General features: G+C 70.0%; 19 protein-coding genes and 1 riboswitch. Of the genes, 6 read left to right on the plus strand and 13 right to left on the minus strand.

Features of this window, described 5'->3' with window-relative positions:
• Positions 1-57: 57 nt before the first annotated feature.
• Together ACFY01_RS07110 and ACFY01_RS07115 are read right to left on the minus strand one after the other, a co-directional pair.
• Positions 58-858, minus strand: coding sequence for a CPBP family intramembrane glutamic endopeptidase (locus tag ACFY01_RS07110; RefSeq protein ID WP_390734681.1), 801 nt, complete (start codon positions 856-858; stop codon positions 58-60).
• 164 nt (positions 859-1,022) lie between these two features.
• The gene (locus ACFY01_RS07115) at positions 1,023-2,540 is read right to left on the minus strand and encodes a glutamate--cysteine ligase (RefSeq protein ID WP_390734624.1); all 1,518 of its coding nucleotides are present in this window, start codon (positions 2,538-2,540) and stop codon (positions 1,023-1,025) included.
• 563 nt (positions 2,541-3,103) lie between these two features.
• Here ACFY01_RS07115 and ACFY01_RS07120 point away from each other — a divergent pair.
• Positions 3,104-3,688, plus strand: a complete 585-nt coding sequence (locus ACFY01_RS07120; RefSeq protein WP_390734625.1) for a hypothetical protein — start codon at positions 3,104-3,106, stop codon at positions 3,686-3,688.
• Positions 3,689-4,042: 354 nt separating this feature from the next.
• Positions 4,043-4,249, plus strand: a complete 207-nt coding sequence (locus ACFY01_RS07125; RefSeq protein WP_390734682.1) for a DUF5999 family protein — start codon at positions 4,043-4,045, stop codon at positions 4,247-4,249.
• Positions 4,250-4,373: 124 nt separating this feature from the next.
• Here ACFY01_RS07125 and ACFY01_RS07130 read toward each other — a convergent pair whose 3' ends face one another.
• The 5 genes from ACFY01_RS07130 to ACFY01_RS07150 all read right to left on the minus strand — a co-directional run bounded on the left by ACFY01_RS07130 (position 4,374) and on the right by ACFY01_RS07150 (position 9,376).
• Entirely contained in the window at positions 4,374-5,423 is a 1,050-nt protein-coding gene (locus ACFY01_RS07130) for an endo-1,4-beta-xylanase (protein WP_390734626.1), read from the minus strand.
• A gap of 69 nt (positions 5,424-5,492) precedes the next feature.
• A complete protein-coding gene (locus ACFY01_RS07135; protein WP_390734683.1) occupies positions 5,493-6,257 on the minus strand; it encodes a carbohydrate ABC transporter permease in 765 nt (254 codons plus the stop codon).
• A gap of 71 nt (positions 6,258-6,328) precedes the next feature.
• Complete coding sequence (locus ACFY01_RS07140) at positions 6,329-7,327, minus strand: carbohydrate ABC transporter permease (protein ID WP_390734627.1); 999 nt, start codon at positions 7,325-7,327, stop codon at positions 6,329-6,331.
• A gap of 9 nt (positions 7,328-7,336) precedes the next feature.
• Entirely contained in the window at positions 7,337-8,629 is a 1,293-nt protein-coding gene (locus ACFY01_RS07145) for an extracellular solute-binding protein (RefSeq protein ID WP_390734684.1), read from the minus strand.
• A gap of 432 nt (positions 8,630-9,061) precedes the next feature.
• Positions 9,062-9,376 carry a hypothetical protein gene (locus ACFY01_RS07150; RefSeq protein ID WP_390734628.1) on the minus strand — a complete coding sequence of 105 codons (315 nt, stop codon included), beginning with the start codon at positions 9,374-9,376 and terminating at the stop codon, positions 9,062-9,064.
• On the opposite strand from ACFY01_RS07150, the gene ACFY01_RS07155 reads away from it, so the two are divergent.
• Positions 9,369-11,324: an amino acid transporter gene (locus ACFY01_RS07155; RefSeq protein WP_390734629.1), complete on the plus strand. Its 1,956-nt coding sequence runs from the start codon at positions 9,369-9,371 to the stop codon at positions 11,322-11,324. The two genes, ACFY01_RS07150 and ACFY01_RS07155, sit on opposite strands and share 8 nt — an antisense overlap.
• Before the next feature lie 46 nt (positions 11,325-11,370).
• Here ACFY01_RS07155 and ACFY01_RS07160 read toward each other — a convergent pair whose 3' ends face one another.
• Complete coding sequence (locus ACFY01_RS07160) at positions 11,371-11,940, minus strand: DUF1707 domain-containing protein (RefSeq protein WP_390734630.1); 570 nt, start codon at positions 11,938-11,940, stop codon at positions 11,371-11,373.
• Between the two features lie 127 nt (positions 11,941-12,067).
• Here ACFY01_RS07160 and ACFY01_RS07165 point away from each other — a divergent pair, with 127 nt between their 5' ends.
• Positions 12,068-12,469, plus strand: a complete 402-nt coding sequence (locus ACFY01_RS07165) for a molybdopterin-binding protein (protein ID WP_390734631.1) — start codon at positions 12,068-12,070, stop codon at positions 12,467-12,469.
• Between the two features lie 74 nt (positions 12,470-12,543).
• Positions 12,544-12,963, plus strand: coding sequence for a molybdopterin-binding protein (locus ACFY01_RS07170; RefSeq protein ID WP_390734632.1), 420 nt, complete (start codon positions 12,544-12,546; stop codon positions 12,961-12,963).
• Between the two features lie 58 nt (positions 12,964-13,021).
• On the opposite strand, the gene gcvP is transcribed toward ACFY01_RS07170, so the two are convergent.
• On the minus strand, positions 13,022-15,907 hold the full coding sequence (gene gcvP, locus ACFY01_RS07175) for an aminomethyl-transferring glycine dehydrogenase (RefSeq protein ID WP_390734633.1): 2,886 nt from the start codon (positions 15,905-15,907) through the stop codon (positions 13,022-13,024).
• Positions 15,908-16,083: 176 nt separating this feature from the next.
• Positions 16,084-16,179: riboswitch (glycine riboswitch) on the minus strand.
• 114 nt (positions 16,180-16,293) lie between these two features.
• On the opposite strand from gcvP, the gene ACFY01_RS07180 reads away from it, so the two are divergent.
• Complete coding sequence (locus tag ACFY01_RS07180; protein ID WP_390734634.1) at positions 16,294-16,680, plus strand: PRC-barrel domain-containing protein; 387 nt, start codon at positions 16,294-16,296, stop codon at positions 16,678-16,680.
• Between the two features lie 155 nt (positions 16,681-16,835).
• On the opposite strand, the gene ACFY01_RS07185 is transcribed toward ACFY01_RS07180, so the two are convergent.
• The 4 genes from ACFY01_RS07185 to ACFY01_RS07200 form a co-directional block, all read right to left on the minus strand.
• Entirely contained in the window at positions 16,836-18,395 is a 1,560-nt protein-coding gene (locus tag ACFY01_RS07185; protein ID WP_390734635.1) for a DNA polymerase IV, read from the minus strand.
• A 99-nt stretch (positions 18,396-18,494) separates the two neighbouring features.
• A complete protein-coding gene (locus tag ACFY01_RS07190; RefSeq protein ID WP_390734636.1) occupies positions 18,495-19,178 on the minus strand; it encodes a MerR family transcriptional regulator in 684 nt (227 codons plus the stop codon).
• A gap of 169 nt (positions 19,179-19,347) precedes the next feature.
• A complete protein-coding gene (locus ACFY01_RS07195) occupies positions 19,348-19,821 on the minus strand; it encodes a bifunctional nuclease family protein (RefSeq protein WP_026253112.1) in 474 nt (157 codons plus the stop codon).
• 86 nt (positions 19,822-19,907) lie between these two features.
• A complete protein-coding gene (locus tag ACFY01_RS07200; RefSeq protein WP_390734637.1) occupies positions 19,908-20,645 on the minus strand; it encodes a MerR family transcriptional regulator in 738 nt (245 codons plus the stop codon).
• Between the last annotated feature and the right edge of the window lie 3 nt (positions 20,646-20,648).

Raw genomic sequence — 20,648 nt, forward strand, 5'->3', positions numbered from 1 at the left:
GAAAGGGGGCGTACGACGGCCTCGTACGCCCCCTCCCCGGCTCTCACGGCCGGCTCCTCACGCCGTCGGCAGCCAGCCCACCTTTCCCGCCAGCAGCGCGTAGCCCACGAACGCCCCGATGTCGAGCAGCGAGTGCGCCACCACCAGGGGGCCCACCCGCCCCCAGCGCCGGTACAGAAGGACGAACACCACGCCCATGACCATGTTGCCGACGAAACCGCCGATGCCCTGGTACAGGTGGTAGGAGCCGCGCAGCACGGAGCTGGCCACCAGCGCGGTCCCCGGGGTCCAGCCCAACTGGCCCAGCCGGCGCAGCAGGTAGCCGACCACGATCACCTCTTCGAGGATGGCGTTCTGCATCGCCGAGAGGATCAGCACGGGGTACTTCCACCACACGTCGGGCAGCGCCTCGGGCACCACCGTGAGGTTGAAGCCGAGACCGCGTGCGGCCAGGTAGAAGGCGATGCCGGTGCTGCCGATCACGGCCGCGACGCCGGCCCCGCGGCCCAGGTCGGGCCAGGGGCGGTTCCGGTCGAAGCCGATGGTGCGCAGGCTCTCGCCCTCGCGCAGCAGGAAGTGCGCCACCAGGGCGACGGGGACCAGCGCCGAGGCGATGCCGAACAGCTGCCAGGCGAGATCGAGCCAGGGGCGCCCCGGCGCGGCCGAGGCGTTGAGGGTGGCCGCCTGGTCCTTCAGGCCGCCGGGTCTGGTGACCGATCCGATGAAGCTGATCAGAGCGGACACGCCGCTCGCACCGAGCGAAAGGGCCAGAACGAGCAGGGTCTCGTCCCGGAGGATCCGTCGCGAGGCCGGCCCCTGCGGAAGGGAATCGGCCACCGAGCCTGCCTGCACCTGCACACCTGCCTCCAGTTGGGTGCGCCACAGGCTGTCGGGCGACATGGAGGGGGCACCACCGTCACGGGAGGACCCAGCTTGCCCGATCACCCCGGACCGAGCACGACCGACCCCCGTCCCACCCCTCTCGTCCCACCCCTATCGTGCCGCTCCCGCCCGCGCGGCTCCTAGCCGAGCGGCACCGGCTCCGGCAGCCCCACCGGCCAGGTGTGCACGGGCTCCCCTAGGTGCATGAGCTCGCAGTAGCGACGGGTCGTGGCCGCCAGGGCGCCGTCCCGGGGGAGTCCCTGTTCCAGGGCCCGGTGGAAGGTCGCCGCCTGCCAGGACGCTCCGTTGACCCGGCGCCGGCACCGCTCCTCGATGACACCGAGGTAGAGGTCACGGTCGGCGGCCTCGACGCCCCACCCCTGAAGCCCCGCCTCGGCGAGCGGCAGCAGCTCGTCCCGTACCAGCGTCACCGCGTCGACCTCGCCCGTGCCGCCGTACCGCCCGCGCCGCGGCCAGACCAGGCGCGCGTCGATGCCGTACCGGCACGCGGCGTCGAAGTTGGCGGCGGCCGCCTCGAACGGCATCCGGGTCCACACCGGCCGGGGCTCCTCGGCGAGGGCGCGCACCAGGCCGTAGTAGAAGACCGCGTTGGCGATGACGTCGGTGATGGTGGGCCCGGCCGGCAGCACGCGGTTCTCCACCCGCAGGTGCGGCACGCCGTCGGCGACGTCGTAGACGGGGCGGTTCCAGCGGTACACCGTGCCGTTGTGCAGGACGAGTTCGGCGAGCTTGGGCGCGCCGCCCGCCTCGATGACGTCGAGCGGGTCCTCGTCGTCGCAGATGGGCAGGAGGGCCGGGAAGTAGCGCAGGTTCTCCTCGAACAGGTCGTACGCCGAGGAGATCCACCGCTCCCCGAACCAGGTGCGCGGCCGCACGCCCTGGGCCTGGAGCTCGGGCGGGCGGGTGTCGGTGGCCTGGAGGAAGAGCGGGGGGCGGGACTCGCGCCACAGTTCGTGACCGAAGAGGAACGGGGAGTTGGCGCCGACGGCGATCTGCGGCGCGCAGGCCACCTGGGCGGCGTTCCACACGTCTGCGAAGCGGCCCGGGGTGACCTGGAGGTGCAGCTGTACGGAGGTACAGGCGGCCTCGGGGACGATGGAGCGGGAGGTGCAGGTGAGGTGCTCGACCCCGTCGATGTCGAGGCGGAAGTCCTCACCGCGGGCGGCCACGATCTGGTCGTTGAGCAGGGTGTAGCGGTCGACCTCGGAGAGGTTGGAGGAGACCAGGTCGTCGCGGTCCAGGGTGGGCAGAATGCCGATCATCACGATTCCGGCGTCCAGCTCACCGGCCTTGCGGTCGGCGTACGCCAGCGAGGTGCGGAGTTCCTCGGCGAGCCGGTCGAATACCCGCCCGCCCAACCGGTGGGGGGCGATGTTGACTTCCAGATTGAACATGGCGAGTTCTGTTTGGAAATCGCGGCTCGCGATGCGTTCCAGCACCTGCCCATTCAGCATTTTCGGCAGTCCGTCGGAGCCCACGAGATTCAGCTCGATCTCCACACCCATCAGGTTCTTGGGCCGGTCGAACCTCTCCTGGGCCAGCAGTTGCTCCAGCCCCGTCAGGCACCTGCGGAGCTTTTCCCGGTAGCGCTGCCGATCGGACAGGTCGAACGGCCCTGCCACGACCTTCTCCCCCATCGAAGCGTCCCTCCTCGGATGGGCGGGCGGAAGATCCGGCCGCCGGGGTCCTGGGTCAGGTGGGATGATGCCCACCCGACGCGATCGATAACGTCCCGCGCGGGCCCCATCCCCGCTACTCTGTTGGAATGTGTCCCGCGGCACATTCACGGGGCATGGGGCAGCTTGCACCTTCGTGTGCCCCATCGGCCTCGTGAAAAACGCCGACGAGAATGGGCCGTCCGCTACGACGGCGTATTCCGAGGTCAGAGGGCCACGGTAGGCCCGGAAATCGGGATGATTCCCGCGAATCGCCGACCGAATACGAACTTGCTCTACTCACCGGAAACGGCTAGACGAAACATCGTCTGAACACAAGTCGTATAAACTCCGCGAAGAAGGCAGAAGGTTGGCGCCCACCGTTCTGGTTCCCGCCGTCCAGGCGACGTGCGGCAGGCCGCGTCCGCACCTCTCGTTCTCCGCCCCGGGCCCCCGCCTCTCTGACCCATGAGCTGACAGCGCCGTCCGCCCACCCCCGCCCTCGCGCCATCGCGTCGCGCCTGTCGAATGAGAGGCGACCCACCATGCCCCTGCACGTTCCCCCTGCCCCCGCGCCTGCCCTGCGCTCCGTTCTCACGGCCCTCGGTTCCCCCACCGCCGTCCGCGAGGCCCGCACCCCCTCCCTGCGAGCCGCCCAGGGACCCACCACACCCGAACTGCCCCTGCCCCTGCACGTACTGGACCGGATCACCGCCGAGGGCGTGTCAGCGACCCGGCTGACCGGCTGGCGGTTCCTGATCCGGTGCGGAGACCGCGCGGTGGCCGCGGCCGAGACCCGGCTGACCCCCGACGGCTGGACTTTCTCGCACTTCTTCGAGGGCCCCTACATCGCCTCCACCGAACGCGCCCTGCGCCAGGCCGAGACCACGCAACAGCCCTATCAGGCCCGCCTGCTGTCGGTGCCGGGCCTGTACATGCTCACGCTGTGGCTGCACGGCGACTGCGCCGCGGACGGCGCCGAGGGCCATCCCGCCGCCACCGACCTGCTCGTCCCGCTGGCTCCCGCGCCGCCCGGCATCGCGGCCCACCGGCCGCACCGGGTCGCTGAGTTGCTCCCGGTGCTGACCCACCGGGTGACTCCCGTCCCGCTGCTCGGCTCCCCCGCCTGACGCCGCCCCTTTCTCCCCCTGCTCAGGCTCTCCTTTCGTACCCCGCCACCACTTCGGTGGCGGGGTACGCGCACATATACCCGGCACCATTGTGCTCGTACGAGCATTTGGCCGCTCCTAAGAGCCGCTAAAGCCATCGGTATCAACCTGACTAGCCCCATCCGGCCACCGAGAACCACCCGAAATGACAGTGCGGTGCGGATGAACCGAGCACGTGGGCGATGCGTCATCAACCTGTGAGAAGCGGTGCTGCGAAATACCTGCGGATTGACGCCCGGAGGGCAACACTGGGTTCCGACCGACTTATCACCACGGGGGGCGGACATGACCACGACAGAGCGAGAGATCCCACCCATGTGCCAGCACAAGCCACCGTGCCCGACAGCCGAATCCGCCGACCGGGAGTCCGCCCGCCTTGTGGCGCACCACCCGGAGCAGGGATGGAGCCTGCTGTGCAACGGCGTTCTGCTCTTCGAGGACACCGGTGAGCTCCTGCCCGACGGCCAGATCATCGCCCCGCACCGCCCGCTGAACCCCAGCAGGGTGATGACGGCCGCCTAGGCCTTTTCGGCACCACCCCGGGCGGCCCCGCGCCGCCCGGTGACCTGAGGGGCCGGCTCGCACACACTCGGTGCGCACCGGCCCCGACGCATGTCCGGGGCCGACTACTGAGGGTGTCCGGTCGTCAGCCGAGCGCGTCGCGCAGTGCCTCGTACGCGGGCTTCGGCTTCAGCTGCTCGTCCCACGGCAGGGCCGCGCCCTCGCCCGGGAAGAAGGCCGGGATCCACGAGTACTTGTCGGTGTAGTCCCACACCGTCACCCCCGCGCACCGGCGCACCGCGAGGCAGGCCTCGGTCAGATCCCGGTACCAGGTCGCCTGCTCGGTCAGCTTGGCGTCGGTCGCGGGCAGCTGCATACGCACGTCGACCTCGGTCAGCGCGGTGTCCAGGCCGAGGCGGGAGAAGCGGCGGAGATTGTCCTCCAGAGTGGTGGGATAGCCGTACTGGAGGGCCAGGTGGGCCTGGAGGCCGATGCCGTTCAGGGGCACGCCCCGCGCCTTGAGGTCCTTGGCCAGGGCGTAGTAGGCGTCGCTCTTCGGGCCGGTCGCCTCGATGTTGTAGTCGTTGAGGTACAGCTTGGCGTGCGGGTCGGCCTTGTGGGCCCAGCGCAGCGCGTCGGCGATGTAGCCGGGGCCGAGGGTCTTGTACCAGAGGGTCTCGCGGTAGGTGCCGTCCTCGTTGAATGCCTCGTTGACCACGTCCCAGGAGTAGACCTTGCCCCGGTAGTGCCGTACCTCTTCGGTGATGTGCTTCTTCAGCACCGCCCGCAGCTCGCCGGCGGTCCACTCCCGTGAGGTGAGCCAGTCGGGCAGCTGGCTGTGCCAGACCAGGGTGTGGGCGCGGACCCGCTGGTGGTTGGCGCGGGCGAGAGCGACGATCTCGTCGCCCTTCGACCAGTCGAAGACGCCCTGCTGGGGCTCGGTCGCGTACCACTTCATGCCGTTGCCCGGCGTGATCATGTCGAATTCGGTGCCGAGGACCTTCGTGTACGCGCTGTCGGTCAGCTCGGGGTTGTCGGTGGCGCTGCCGAAGTAGCGCCCGTGCCGGTTGGCGAGCTCCGCAAGGGTGGGCTGCCGTCCGTGCGCCTGGGCGGCGGGGCCGGTGGCGACGCCCGCGGCCACCAGAACGGCCGCGAGGGCGCCGGCGAGTCTGAGGCGCGTACTGGTCCTGGGCATGGTGCGACTCCTCACTGTCGGATGTGCGGGGGGTCGTACTCGTCTGGGGGTCGTACTCGTCGGTGCGCGTCAGCCCTTGGTCGCGCCGGCGGTCAGACCGCCGACGAGCTGGCGTTCGGCGACGGCGTAGAAGGCGAGGGCGGGGACCATGGCAAGCACGAGGTAGGCGAAGACGCGGGCGTACTCCGCCGAGTACTGTCCCTGGAACTGCGCGACGCCGAGCGGCAGCGTCCACCACTTCGAGTCGGTGAACACCAGCAGCGGCAGCATGAAGTTGTTCCAACTGGTGACGACGGCCAGCACCGACACCGTGCCGAGTGCGGGCCGCGCCATGGGCAGCAGCACCCGCCAGAAGAACCCGAAGGCGCTGCACCCGTCGAGCGTGGCCGCCTCCTCCAGCTCGCCGGGGATCTGCCGGAAGAAGCCACGCAGGATGATGATGGTCATCGGCAGCCCGAAGGCGGCCTGCGGAAGGATCACGCCGAGCGGGTTGTCCAGCAGGCCGAGGTAGCGCAGCAACAGGAAGAGGGGCAGCGCTGCCACCGCGAAGGGGAACATCAGCCCCATCGTGAAGAAGGTGAACAGCACCTCCCGCCCACGGAAGGCGAACCGCGCGAAGGAGAAGGCCGCCAGCGCGGACGCGGCGACCACCAGCACGGTCGTCGCCACCGCGACCAGCGTGCTGTTGCCCACCAGCCGCCAGAAGTCACCCGAGCCGAGGATGTCCGTGTAGTTGCCGGTCAGCCAGTGCTCGGGCAGTCCGAAGGGGTTGCGGGAGAGCTCGGCGGTGGACTTGAAGCCGGACAGGACGGCGTACAGCAGGGGTACGACCATCACCGCGCCGACCGCGACGAGCACCAGGTGCAGCGGCAGTTCGCGTGCGCGTACGGCCTTGGTCCTGCGGGTCACTTGCCGTCTCCCCTCATCGTCGTGGTGGCCCCTTCGAGGTCACGGCGGAGCACGAACCGCTGGTAGGCGAGGGCGAAGGCGAGGCAGATCCCGAACATGACCACGCTGATCGCGCTCGCGTAGCCGACCTGGTAGCGCTTGAAGCCGTACTGGAACATGGTCACGGCCATCGTCTCGGAGTGGTGGTCGGGCCCGCCCTGGGTGATCACCCAGACCAGGTCGAAGAGCTGGATCGCCCCGATGACGGACAGGAAGACGCTGATGCGCAGGGTGGGCGCGAGCAGCGGCAGGGTGACGTTGCGGAACCGCTGCCAGGGATTCGCCCCGTCGATCAGCGCCGCCTCGGTCAACTCGGCCGGGATGGCCTGTAGTCCGGCGAGGTAGAGCATCATGTGGAAGCCGAAGTACTTCCAGGTCATGACTAGGAACAGCGTCGCCATGACGTAGGAGGGGTCGGCGAACCACTCCCCGCCGACGCCGCCCAGCCCGATGGCGCCCAGGACGTGGTCCGCGAGCCCGTCGTCGGGGGCGAAGATCATGCTGAACAGCACGCCGGTGATCGCCTCGGACAGGACGTAGGGCGCGAAGAACAGCATCCTGTACACGGCCCGCCCGCGCAGCCGCTGGTTGAGCGCGACGGCCATGGCGAGCGCGAACGGCAGTTGCAGCGCCAGGGACAGGGCCACCAGGAGCAGACAGCGCCACAGGTCTCCCAGGAAGACGTCGTCCTGGAAGAGCTGGGTGAAGTTGTCCGTGCCGATGTAGTCGGAGGGCATGCCGAAGCCGCCCCAGCGGAAGAAGGCGGCGTACAGCGCGAACAGCATCGGCAGCAGCACCAGCCCGATGAACAGCACCAGCGCGGGCACCTGGAAGCCGACCGCGGTCAGCCAGTTCAGCAGGCGCCGGCGCGCCCGTCCCCGGGCCGGCGTCGCCGCCGGGGAGGGGAGGGCGACGCCTGGGCCCGTCTGCTTGTCCGGGAGGAAGGTCGAGGTCATCGCCGGCTACTACGCTTCCTTCGCGGCCTTGGTGATCGACTGGGTGACCTGCTCGGGTGACTTCGAGCCGGCGATCAGCGCGGAGACGCTGTCGTTGACCTCCTGGCCCACGGCGGGCGCGTACGCCTGGTCGAGGTAGAGCTGGAAGCCGGTGGCGCTCTTCAACTGGGCTTGTACTGCCTTGGTGTTGGGGTCGGAGAGCGCCTTCTCGGCGCCGGGGACCACCGGAAGGGTGTTGGTCTTCTTGACGAGTTCCAGGTCGGTGGTCTCGGAGGCGAAGAACTTCAGGAAGTCGACGGCCGCCTGCGGGGCACCCTTGCGCAGGGCGTGCCCGCCGCCACCGCCGAACACCTCGGTGATCGCGCCCTTTCCGCCCTCGACGGCCGGGAAGGGGAAGAAGCCGAGGTTCGAGCCGAGGCCCTTGCCCGCGTCGGCCTCGACGACCGGGGCCCACTGCCCCATGAGCTCCATGGCCGCCTTGCCGTTGCCCACGGCGGCCGCCTGGCCGGTCGGGGTGGAGTACGAGGCGCCCAGGAACCCCTTCTGGAACGGCTGGAGTTGCACCAGGTCCTTGAGGTGCTGTCCGGCCTGGACGATCCCGGGGGCGGTGAAGTCCTTGGCCTCGTCCGCCTTCTTCAGCGCGTCGATTCCGGCCGTGCGCATGGCGAGGTAGGCCCAGTAGTACATCTCGGGCCACTTCTCCTTGCCGGCCACGGCGATCGGAGTGATGTTCTTCGCCTTCAGCTTCCTCACGGCGTCGAGGAAGCCGCTCCAGGTGGTGGGTGGGGCGCTGATGCCGGCCTGCTTGAAGAGCGCCTTGTTGTACCAGAAGCCGATCATGCCGATGTCGAACGGGACGCCGTACAACTTGCCGTCACTGATGTACGGCTGCTTGGCGACGGACAGCATCCCGTCGCCCCAGGGCTTGGTCCTGTCGGTGAGGTCCTCGACGAGCCCCGCGTCGATCTGTTGCTGGAGCACGCCGCCGCCCCACGTGTGGAAGATGTCCGGCAGCTTCCCCGAGGCGATCAGCGCCGTCATCTTCGCCTTGTAGGCGTCGTTCTCCAACTGGACGATCTTTATCTTGACCTTGGGGTTCTGCGCCTCGAACTTCTTGGCCAGACCGGCCCAGACCGTCTTCGTCGGCTGGGTGGTGGAGATGTTCCACCACTCGATCGTGGTCGTGCCGTTCGACGACCCTCCGTCCGAGTCGCCGCCGCAGCCGCTCAGTGCCGTCATACCCAGACCTGCCGCGGCGGAGGCCGCCAGGAAGCCGCGGCGGGAGAGTGCCGGGTCGCCCATCATGCGCTCCTTCTCTTCGAAACTTTCGGAACTATCCCGGAAAGCTGCGCTGCACCCTAGAGACCGCTCTCGGCGAGTGGCAACCCTTTGTACGACGCCTGTTGCGGCGGGATCTGGCGCCCCCGTGACCGAAAGCGCCGCAGTCGTACGTGCGGCTCACGCATTGCGGCTTCTGAACTGACGTTGGGGACGGGCTCCCCGGACCGTGCCTAACCGAAACATTCGGCGATCACATCGAACGTTCCGAACGGCGACTCTAGAAAGGCCGTTCGGGGGCGTCAAGGTGTCGCGCACGAGCTCGTCGACCCGGTCGGCCGGCAGCCGAACCCGTCGAAGGCGGCGTGGTCGGTTTCGCCGGCACTCTCGACCGAGAAGGAAACGGTGTCGGGGCCGCGAGTCCCTGCCGGACGGGCCCGATCCGGGCGACCACACTCACCACTCCCCCGCCAACCCGGGGTCGTAGTGGTGCGCCTCGCCCAGAAGCAGGGACAGCCAGGCCCGCCCGGCACCGCCATCGACCAGGGCGGCGGCGTCGATCAACTCCGCCGGCGGCGCACGGAGTTGCCCGCCCTGTGAGCACGCAGCGTCACAGCCGCCGTCCGCCCAGACCGTTCTTAACGCAAGCTTGACGCCCACCACCCCATGAATCAGAGGCCCACGCGTCACTCTCCGCATACGCTGATTGCCGCCGTCCGAGTGATGGCCGGAAACCCACTGAGCCCCACCCAGGAGCACGGCGATGGTCACGACCGAACACCCTCCTCCCAGCCGCCTGCGCGCTTGGATGCTGGAGGGTCTGTCCGACATGGGCAAGGCCGGCGGCCACGCGGGACCGCACGCGGAGCCCGAGCCTCCGCACAAGGGTCAGCGCTGGTGGCGGGTGATGTGCCTGACCGGCGTGGACTACTTCTCCACCCTCGGCTACCAGCCGGGCATCGCCGCCCTGGCCGCCGGACTGCTGTCGCCGATCGCGACCGTCGTGCTGGTCGTGGTCACCTTGGCCGGCGCCCTGCCGGTCTACCGCCGGGTGGCCGAGGAGAGCCCGCGGGGCGAGGGTTCCATCGCGATGCTGGAGCGGCTGCTCTCCTTCTGGCAGGGCAAGCTCTTCGTGCTCACCCTGCTGGGCTTCGCGGCCACCGACTTCCTGATCACCATCACCCTCTCCGCCGCCGACGCCTCCACCCACCTCGTGGAGAACCCGCACCTGACCAGCACGCTCCACGGCCACCAGATGGTGATCACGCTCTTCCTGGTGGCCCTGCTCGGCGCGGTGTTCCTCAAGGGCTTCCTGGAGGCGATCGGCGTCGCCGTCGCCCTGGTCGGCATCTACCTCGCGCTGAACGTCGTCGTGGTGATCGTCGGTCTGTGGCACGTCGCCACGGCCGGGCACGTGGTCACCGACTGGACCAGCGCTCTGACCACGGAACACAGCAACGTCTTCGTCATGATCGGCCTGTCCCTGCTGGTCTTCCCGAAGCTGGCCCTGGGCCTGTCCGGCTTCGAGACCGGCGTCGCCGTCATGCCACACGTCCAGGGCGACGACAGCGACACCGAGGAGCACCCCAAGGGCCGCATCCGCGACACGAAGAAACTGCTGACCGCCGCCGCCGTCATCATGAGCGCCTTCCTGATCGCCACCAGCTTCATCACCACGGTCCTGATCCCGGAGCAGGAGTTCAAGACCGGCGGCCAGGCCAACGGCCGCGCGCTCGCCTACCTCGCCCACGAGTACCTGGGCAACGGATTCGGCACGGTCTACGACGTCTCCACGATCGCCATCCTGTGGTTCGCGGGCGCCTCCGCGATGGCCGGCCTGCTCAACCTGATGCCGCGCTACCTGCCCCGCTACGGCATGGCCCCGCACTGGGCGCGCGCCGTCCGCCCGATGGTCATCGTCTTCATCCTCATCGCCTTCCTCGTCACCTGGATCTTCGACGCCGACGTCGACGCGCAGGGCGGCGCCTACGCCACCGGCGTGCTGGTCCTGATCAGCTCCGCCGCCATCGCCGTCACCATCGCCGCCCGCAAGGCGGGACAGCGGAAATGGACGATCGCCTTCGCCGCCATCTCCGCCGTCTTCCTCTACACGACGGTCGTGAACGTCATCGAGCGCCCGGACGGTGTGAAGATCGGCGCCTGCTTCATCGTCGGCATCATCCTGGTCTCGCTGCTGTCCCGGCTGGCCCGCGCCTTCGAACTACGCGTGACCCGGGTGACGCTGGACGACATGGCGCAGCGGTTCGTCCGCGACATAGCCAGCCGCAAGATCCGGCTCATCGCCAATGAACCCGATCGGCGGGACAAGGCCGAGTACCGCGACAAGATCGAGCAGATCCGGGCCGACAACGACATCCCCGCCCAGGAGGACTTCGTCTTCGTCGAGGTCACGGTGACCGACCCCTCCGAGTTCGAGGCGGAGCTGACCGTACGCGGCGAGGTGCTTCACGACCGCTACCGCGTCCTGACCCTGGAGTCCTCCTCCATCCCCAACGCTCTCGCCGCCCTGCTCCTGCACGTCCGCGACACCACGGGCTGCATCCCGCACATCTACTTCGAGTGGACCGAGGGCACGCCCTTCGCCAACTTCCTGCGCTTCTTCCTCTTCGGCCAGGGCGAGGTCGCCCCCGTCACCCGGGAAGTCCTGCGCGAAGCGGAACCGAACCGCGAACGGCGGCCGCGCGTCCACACCGGGTGACCTGCGGGCAGCGAGGACGACCCTTGGTCGGACCGGGTGGCCGCGGTCAGGCCGCCGTCCCCCTCCGCAGGAACCGGCGCCGCGGCGGCCCGGTCACGACCCGGCCATAGCTCATCCGCCCGCGTATCTCCACGCGCAGGACGACCGGTATCCCGGGCTCAACCGCCGGACGCGACCGGATCTTCGCGTAGCCGATCGCGAGGGAGTCGGTGTCCACGACCACTCCCGGCCGGGTCACCAGCCGCAGGGTGCCGCCCCGCATGTCCAGGTCGATGCCCAGGGTGTCGTGTGCGATCACCGCCCCGGTGAAGTCCAGCGTCACGTCGCCCCACGACGAGTCGATCTCCAGGCGCCGTGGAACCACCCAGCCCTGACCACGCAGGGCGGAGCCGCCCTGCTGCTCGATCCGGACCACGTCCTTGACCGGGACCGGCGCGGCCGCCTCCGGCAGATCGGACGTCAGCCCGGCCAGCTCGCCCAGGGTCCGGGCGGCCAGGGCCGCACCCACCCGCTCGTCGAGCTCCTCGCCCGTCAGCCGGCCGTCCCCCGCCGCGGCCGTCAGCACATCCACGACACGGTCCCGGTCCGCGTGTGCGGCCCGCAGCTCAGCCGACATGCCCCTCACCCCGATTTCCGATCGGCGACCATGACCAAGAAGAACGCGAACTAAAGATATATCGCGTTATACCCAACGGACAACCCCCCTCCACGGTCCCCAGCGCATTCGCCCTATCGTGACCGGCATGCAGTCCTACACGATCGGCCAAGCGGCGCGGCTGCTCGGCGTGAGCCCGGACACCGCCCGCCGCTGGGCGGACGCGGGCCGGGTGGCGACCCATCGCGACGAGGCGGGGCGGAGGCTCGTCGACGGCAAGGACCTCGCCGCGTTCTCCGTCGAGCTCGCCAAGGCGGGCGGCGGCGAGGATGACACGGGCACCTCCTACACCTCGGTCCGCAACGCCTTCCCCGGCATCGTCACCGCGATCAAGCTCGGCGACGTCGCGGCCCAGGTCGAGATCCAGGCCGGGCCCCACCGCCTGGTCTCCCTGCTCACCCGCGAGGCCGTCGAGGAGCTGGGCCTGGAGGTCGGCATGGAGGCCACCGCCCGAGTGAAGTCGACGAATGTACATATCGACCGGGTGTGACACCGGGCACCCGACGACGCCGCAAATCCGCATATACCCTGCCTGAATGCCCTCGCCCACTACGGTGTGGGGCCATGACCCTGAGCATCCGCAACCAGCTTCCCGGCACCGTCACCGCCGTCCACCCCGGGGAGGTCATGACCATCGTCAAGGTCCGCCTCGACGGTGGCCAGGGCCTCACGGCGGCCATCACTTCGGAGGCCGCCGAGGAGCTCGCGCTCGCCCCGGGTGCCGCCGTCCGCGCCCTGGTGAAGGCGACGGAGGTCTCCCTGGCCACCAGCCGGGTCGACGGCCTCTCGATCCGCAACCAGGTCCCCGGCACCATCACCCATCTCACGATCGGAACTGCCATGGCCTCGGTGAGGGTGACCGTGGACGGTGGCGAACTCACCGCGGCGATCACGAAGGAGGCGGCCACCGACCTCGGCCTCTTCGTGGGCTCCGACGTCGTCGTCCTGATCAAGTCGACCGAGGTGTCGCTGGCGACGGCGTGAACGCGCAAGGGCCCCGCCCGGACACGGACGGGGCCCAGGGGCCTGGCCTGCGGCTTGCTCAGTCCTCGTACGCGTCCAGCGGCGGGCAGGAGCAGACGAGGTTGCGGTCGCCGAAGGCCTGGTCGATGCGGCGCACCGGCGGCCAGTACTTGTCGGCGGCCGAGACCCCGGCCGGGAACACGGCCTCTTGGCGGCTGTAGCCGTGCTTCCATTCCCCGCCGAGCGCGGCGGCGGTGTGCGGGGCGTTCCGCAGCGGGTTGTCCTCGGCGGGCCACTCGCCGGCGCCGACCTTCTCGATCTCCGCGTGGATCGCGATCATCGCGTCGCAGAACCGGTCCAGCTCGGCCAGGTCCTCCGACTCGGTCGGCTCGATCATCAGCGTGCCGGCCACCGGGAAGGACATCGTCGGCGCGTGGAAGCCGTAGTCGATGAGCCGCTTGGCCACGTCGTCCACGGAAACGCCGGTCGCCTTGGTCAGCGGGCGCAGGTCGATGATGCACTCGTGCGCCACCAGGTCGCCCGGGCCGGTGTAGAGCACCGGGTAGTGCGACTCGAGGCGCTTGGCGATGTAGTTGGCGGAGAGCACGGCCACCTGGGTGGCGCGCTTGAGGCCCTCGCCGCCCATCAGGCGGACGTACGCCCACGAGATCGGCAGGATGCCCGCCGAGCCCCAGGGCGCGGCCGAGATCGGACCGACGCCCGTCTCGGGGCCGGCCGCCGGCTGGAGCGGGTGGTTCGGCAGGTAGGGCGCAAGGTGCTCGCGCACGGCCACGGGGCCGACGCCGGGACCGCCGCCACCGTGCGGGATGCAGAACGTCTTGTGCAGGTTGAGGTGGGAGACGTCACCGCCGAAGTGGCCCGGCTTGGCGAGACCGACCAGCGCGTTGAGGTTGGCGCCGTCGACGTACACCTGGCCGCCGGCGTCGTGGACCCGGGCGCAGATGTCGGCCACGTGCTCCTCGAACACGCCGTGCGTCGACGGGTACGTGATCATCAGCACCGCCAGCTCGTCACGGTACTGCTCGATCTTCGCCCGCAGGTCCTCGACGTCGATCTCGCCGTCCCCGGCGGTCTTCACCACGACGACCTTCATGCCCGCCATCACGGCGCTGGCGGCGTTGGTGCCGTGCGCGGAGGACGGGATGAGGCAGACGGTGCGCTGGTCGTCACCGTTGGCGCGGTGGTAGCCGCGTACGGCGAGCAGGCCGGCGAACTCGCCCTGCGAACCGGCGTTCGGCTGGAGCGAGACCTTGTCGTATCCGGTGACCTCGGCGAGACGCTCCTCCAGCTCACGGATGAGCGTGAGATAGCCCTGCGCCTGCTCGGCGGGCGCGAAGGGGTGCAGCTGCCCGAACTCGGGCCAGGTGACCGGCTCCATCTCCGTGGTCGCGTTGAGCTTCATGGTGCAGGAGCCCAGCGGGATCATGCCGCGGTCGAGCGCGTAGTCGCGGTCGGCGAGCCGGCGCAGGTAGCGCAGCATCGCGGTCTCGGAGCGGTACTGGTGGAAGACGGGGTGGGCGAGGTAGTCGTCGGTGCGCAGCAGTGCCTCGGGGAGGGCGTCCGCGCTCGCCGCGTCCAGCGCCTCGATGTCCCCCTCGACCCCGAACGCCGTCCATACGGCGCTCAGCTGGGCGCGGGTCGTGGTCTCGTCACAGGCGGCCGAGACGTGGTCGGCGTCGACGAGCCGCAGGTTGACCCCGTTCTCCCGGCCGGCGGACACGACCTCGGCGGCCCGGCCGGGCACACGCGCGGTGACGGTGTCGAAGAAGGCTCCGTGGGCGACCTCGACGCCCCCCGCCCGCAGTCCCTCGGCCAGGAGGGTGGCGTACCGGTGGGTGCGCCGCGCGATGACCTTCAGGCCCTCGGCTCCGTGGTAGACGGCGTACATGCCGGCCATGACGGCGAGCAGCACCTGGGCGGTGCAGATGTTGCTGGTGGCCTTCTCACGGCGGATGTGCTGCTCGCGGGTCTGAAGCGCCAGCCGGTAGGCCTTGTGGCCGTCCGCGTCGACGGACACGCCCACCAGGCGGCCGGGCAGGCTGCGGGCGAACTTCTCGTGCACCGCCATGTAGCCGGCGTGGGGGCCGCCGAAGCCCATGGGCACGCCGAAGCGCTGGGTCGTACCGATCGCGATGTCCGCGCCGAGCTCACCCGGGGAGGTGAGCAGGGTCAGCGCCAGCAGGTCGGCGGCGACGGTGACGAGCGCGCCGAGCTCGTGCGCCCGGTCGACGACGGGCTTGATGTCCCGTACGGCCCCGGAGGCGCCCGGGTACTGGATCAGCACGCCGTTGATCTCACGCTCGGCGACCTCGGCCGGGATGCCCTCGCTGAGGTCGGCGACCACGACCTCCACGCCGGTCGGTTCGGCGCGGGTCTGGATCACGGCGATGGTCTGCGGCAGCGCGTCCGCGTCGACCAGGAAGAGGCCCTTCTTGTTCCTGCCCATGCGCCGGGAGAGTGCCATCGCCTCGGCCGCTGCCGTGCCCTCGTCGAGCAGCGAGGCACCGGAGGTCGGCAGCCCGGTGAGCTCGGCGACCATGGTCTGGAAGTTCAGCAGGGCCTCGAGCCGTCCCTGCGAGATCTCCGGCTGGTACGGCGTGTAGGCGGTGTACCAGGCCGGGTTCTCCATCACGTTGCGCAGGATGACGGGCGGTGTGAAGGTCCCGTAGTACCCGAGCCCGATCATCGAGTCGAGGACCTGGTTGCGGTCGGCGAGCGAACGCAGCTCGGCGAGCACCTCGGCCTCGGTACGGGCACCCGGCAGGTCCAGGGCGTCGGCATTCTTGATCACATCCGGCACCGCGGCGGCGGTCAGCTCGTCGAGCGAGCCGTAGCCGACGTGCGCGAGCATCTTGGCCCGCGCCTCCTGGTCGGGCCCGATGTGGCGCTGCTCGAAGGGGATGCCCTGTTCGAGCTCGGAGAGCGGAGTGCGGTGGGCGGTCATTGCGGAGGCCTCCTGGTCTGACGCGACCTTCGAGGGGCACCCCGGCGCGGGTACCCCGACGGCCTCCCCCTCTGTCATCTCAACCTGAGAGCTTCACCGGGTCACCCGAGGGCCCCGGCTTTCACCGTCGGTGAGAGCGGAAGCCGTCGAGACACCGCCCTGCTTTCCAGAGTGACCTCGTCCGTGCGGTACGTGAGCCTGAGAGATTCCGGGGAGGAGTTGCTCCTTCGGCGCCTCCGGTGATGTCCGGAGGACTCTCCCGCACGGGGTCAGCAGCCGCTTGCCAGCGTACCAGCGAGGTCAACGCATGTTCCTTCGAGTGGCCACCTTGGTGAATGTGCTCTTTTGTAGTGCTTACGGATGAGTTGCGACCAAGAGGAGGGACCGTGCGAACCGACATCGATCCGCGCCACCTGATCGGCCGCAAGGCGTTCGACCGCAACGGCGACAAGATCGGCACGATCGACGAGGTCTACCTCGACGACGCGACCGGCGAGCCGGAGTGGGCGGCCATACGCACTGGCCTGTTCTCCAGGGACGCCTTCGTCCCACTGGAGCCCAGCGAACTGATCGACGGCACCCTCCGGGTCCCCTTCGACCGGTCCCTCATCAAGGACGCGCCCGATTTCGGCGTCGGCCGCCATCTCTCGCCCGAACAGGAACTCCAGCTCTACCACCACTACGGCCTCGACGTGACCTCGTCTCCTCCGCCCCCGGACCGCGACTTCGGCCATTTGGCGGGCACGGACGAGACGGCGGGACCGGCGCAGTGACCCGTCCCGACCCGCCCCGTCCGCAGCCGCCGGTCATACCCCACAGAACGGCCCTGTGCCGGCCGCTTCCGCCCGGAGTACCGCCCCGGGCACGCACCCGATCCCTCGTCCGCCTCAGCCCCGTCCGCACCGCGGAGGGACTCATCCGTACCGCGTCAGGGCGTGCCGGCACCGCTTTGCGATCCCTCCGCACCGATTCCGGCCCGGTCCGCACCACTCGCGTGTCCGCCCGCACCTTTCTCGGGCCGGTCCGCACTCCTTCCGAGCCTCTCCGCACCGATGGGAGCCCGCTCCGCATCACTCCCTGACATCTCCGCATCGCCCCCGGACCCCGCCGTTCCGCCCCCGGCGCCCGCCGCATCTCCATGGAGCCCGCTCACAGCGGCCGGAGCGGTCAACGGCAGCGGATCCGCCGGTTCCAGGGCCGGGTCGTCGACCTGGAAGGTCCGCACGCGGCCGGGCTCCGAGCCGGGCGTCTCGAAGCGCACGGTGACCCGCCCGAGCCCGCTGCCCTGCACCCAGCCGTGCCCCCACTCCGCATGCCGCACGTCGTGCCCCGCGGGCCAGCGCCGCTCGCCCGGTGTCGGCTGTTCCGCCACGGGCTCGGGCACCGCTTCCTCCGCGGCCGTTTCCGCCAGCTCACCCGCCGCCTGGGCGAACAGGTCCTCCTGCGTGTAGTCGGCGAGACCCGACACGCCCACCCCGAGCAGCCGTACGCCACCGGTCGTGTCTACGGAGTCCAGCAGCCGGGCCGCCGCCTCCCGCACGACCGCCGGATCGTCCGTGGGCCCACGCAGCGTCTCCGACCGGGTCAGTGTCGAGAAGTCGTACCGCCGCACCTTCAGCACGATGGTCCGCCCTGACAGCCCGGCGTCGCGCAGCCGCCGCACGCACCGGTCGGCGAGTCGCCGCACCTCCAGGCCGACCCGGAGCCGGTCGTGGATGTCGACGTCATAGGTGTCCTCGACCGATACCGACTTGGCCTCCCGCTCCGCCACCACGGGCCGTTCGTCGTGCGCAAGCGCCATGGCGTACAGGGCTTGACCGTGGGCCTTGCCCAGCAGCCGTACGAGCTCGTCCTCGCCCGCCTCGGCGAGTTCGTCGACCGTGGTGATCCCGGCGCGTCTGAGATGGTCCCCGGTCGCCGGCCCCACCCCGGGCAGCGTCCGTACCGACATCGGGCCCAGCATCGCCCGCTCCGTCCCCGGCTCGATCAGTACCAGCCCGTCCGGCTTGGCCTGCTCGGAGGCGATCTTCGCGAGCATCTTGGAGGCGGCGAGCCCCACCGACCCCGTCAGTCCGGTGACCGCCCGTATGTCCGCGCGCAGCTTCTCCCCGGCCAGCCGCGCCGATTCCTCGTCCCGCGCCGTTCCCCCCGCCTCCAGGTCCACGAACGCCTCGTCCAGGCTCAGCGGCTCGACGAGCGGGGACAGTGCCCGCAGCAAGCCCATCACCTGTTCACTGATCGACCGGTACAGCCCGAAGCGCGGGACGAGATAGGCGGCGTTCGGGGCGAGCCGGCGCGCCTGGCCCATGGGCATCGCCGAGTGCACCCCGAAGACCCGTGCCTCGTACGACGCGGTGGCGACCACTCCGCGCGGCCCCAGCCCGCCCACGACGACGGCCTTCCCGCGCAGGCTCGGCTTGGATGCCTGCTCCACCGAGGCGAAGAAGGCATCCATGTCGAGATGCAGGATCGTGGGCGCGTTTCTCACATCTCCGATGCTGCACCACGCCACTGACAATGCCTCGGCAGCCCGTACGCGGGACGCACGGCGTCCTTCGCCACCGAGGGACGGGCACGGCGGGCGCGGTCAGACCGCCCGGTTGCGTCGCCGCGCCAGCTCGTCGGCGGGGTTCTGCCCGACGAGCGTCTCCCCGGTGTCGATGCGCTCTCCGTGCAGCTGGGAGAGAGCGCTCTCCACGTCCCGCCACACCACGCCCACGGCGATCCCGAAGATCCCCTGGCCGCCCTGGAGCAGGGCGTGGACCTCGTCGGGGGACGTGCACTCGTAGACCGTGGCGCCGTCGCTCATCAGCGTCATGCGCTCCAGGTCACGGAAACCGCGTTCCCTGAGGTGCTGGACGGCGGTGCGGATGTTCTGGAGCGAGACGCCGGTGTCCAGAAAACGCTTCACGATCTTCAGGACGACGACGTCCCGGAAGCTGTACAGCCGCTGTGTGCCCGACCCGTAGGCGGGCCGCACGCTCGGCTCGACGAGGCCGGTGCGGGCCCAGTAGTCGAGCTGCCGGTAAGTGATGCCGGCGGCCGCGCAGGCCGTCGGACCGCGGTAGCCGATCTGCTCGGACGCCATGGACGCCGCCCCTCCGCCGCTCGGCACGGCCGTCGGTCGCTGCGGAACGTGGTCGGCCGCGCCACCGTGGGAGGGATACCCCGTGCCCGAGCGGAGCCGAGAGCCTGGGGGAGGGTACGGACCGCTCTCCCCGAAACCTCGTCCGGGGGCACCCCCAGCCGTACCGTCGCCGCTGCTTCTCACGCCGACCTCCGTCCTTGACCTGCCTTCTCGACGGTAGGCAGTCACCGGGGGTGCGTCAACGATCGCCACACTCGGCACGCCGAGTGATAATCACCCTAAGAGTGGTTTACCGTACCTCACCGCGGGGAAAGGCTAGCCGAATGCGCCGACGGGGAGCGCCAGGGCGCTCTCACTGGCTGCTGGTACCGAAGTCCTCGGGCGAGATCTGGTCGAGGAACTCGCGGAACTTCTCCACCTCGTCCTCCTGCTCGTCCGGGATCGCGATGCCCGCGTCGTCGAGCACCGTGTCGCTGCCGTAGATCGGCGTCCCGGTGCGCAGGGCCAGTGCTATGGCGTCGGACGGGCGGGCACTCACCTCGACCCCGCTGGCGAACACCAGCTCCGCGTAGAAGACGCCCTCACGCAGATCCGTGATGCGCACTTCGGTGAGCTCCTGGCCGACGGCCTCCAGCACGTCCTTGAACAGGTCGTGGGTCAGCGGTCGCGCGGGGGCCATGCCCTGTTGGGCGAAGGCGATCGCCGTCGCCTCCCCCGGTCCGATCCAGATGGGGAGGTACCGATCGCCGCCCACTTCACGCAGGAGCACGATCGGCTGGTTGGAGGGCATTTCCACCCGGACACCTACGACATCGAGCTCGTTCACACAGCAACCCTAGGCCGTGCCCGGGATGTTTGGGTAGTCGGGCCGGGAACGGGCGCCCGATCCGGCCTCTCGCACACCAGTGCCGCTCAAGGCAGCCGAACCCCGAGCGCGGTCTGCACCAGGGCCGCGTGCAGCCGCACCGTAAGCGCGGCCAGTTCCTTCGTACGGGCCTCGGCGTGCGCCCTGGTCTGCGGATTGCGGTGCCGCTTGAGCGGGGCGACCACCTGGTCCACCAGCCCGGCCTCGCGGTCGGCGGCGGCCTTCATCACCCGCAGGTGGCGCGGCTCGATCCCGAACCGCCCCAGCTCCGCGACGAGGGAGGCCACCGTGACGGCCTCCGCGTCGTAGACCCCGCCCTCAAGAGGCGCGAGGAGTCCGTACGACTCCCACTCCTTCAGATCGCTCTCGTCGATCCCGGCGGCCGCCAGCAGCTCGGCCCGTCCGACGCGGGCGGCCGTGGGCCCCTCCGCGGGCTCGAGCACCGTCTCGCCGCCGCGCTGACGCCCCACGACCGGCAACTGCACGGCCTCGCCGCGCGCCATCGCGTCCAGGTGCTCGCGGATCACCCTGAGCGGCAGATAGTGGTCCCGCTGCATCCTCAGGACGTGACCGAGGCGCTCGACGTCCTCGGGACTGAACTTGCGGTACCCCGAAGGGGTCCGCTGCGGCTCGACCAGCCCCTCCGACTCCAGGAACCGGATCTTGGAGATCGTGACTTCGGGGAACTCCTCGCGCAGCACGTTCAGCACCGTGCCGATGCTCATCAGCCCACCGTCCGCGGCGGCGGTGCCGTGCCCGGCACCGCCGCTCGGTGTTCGAAGCATGGA

It is taken from the genome of Streptomyces sp. NPDC001480 (assembly GCF_042894725.1).
Lineage (GTDB): Bacteria > Actinomycetota > Actinomycetes > Streptomycetales > Streptomycetaceae > Streptomyces.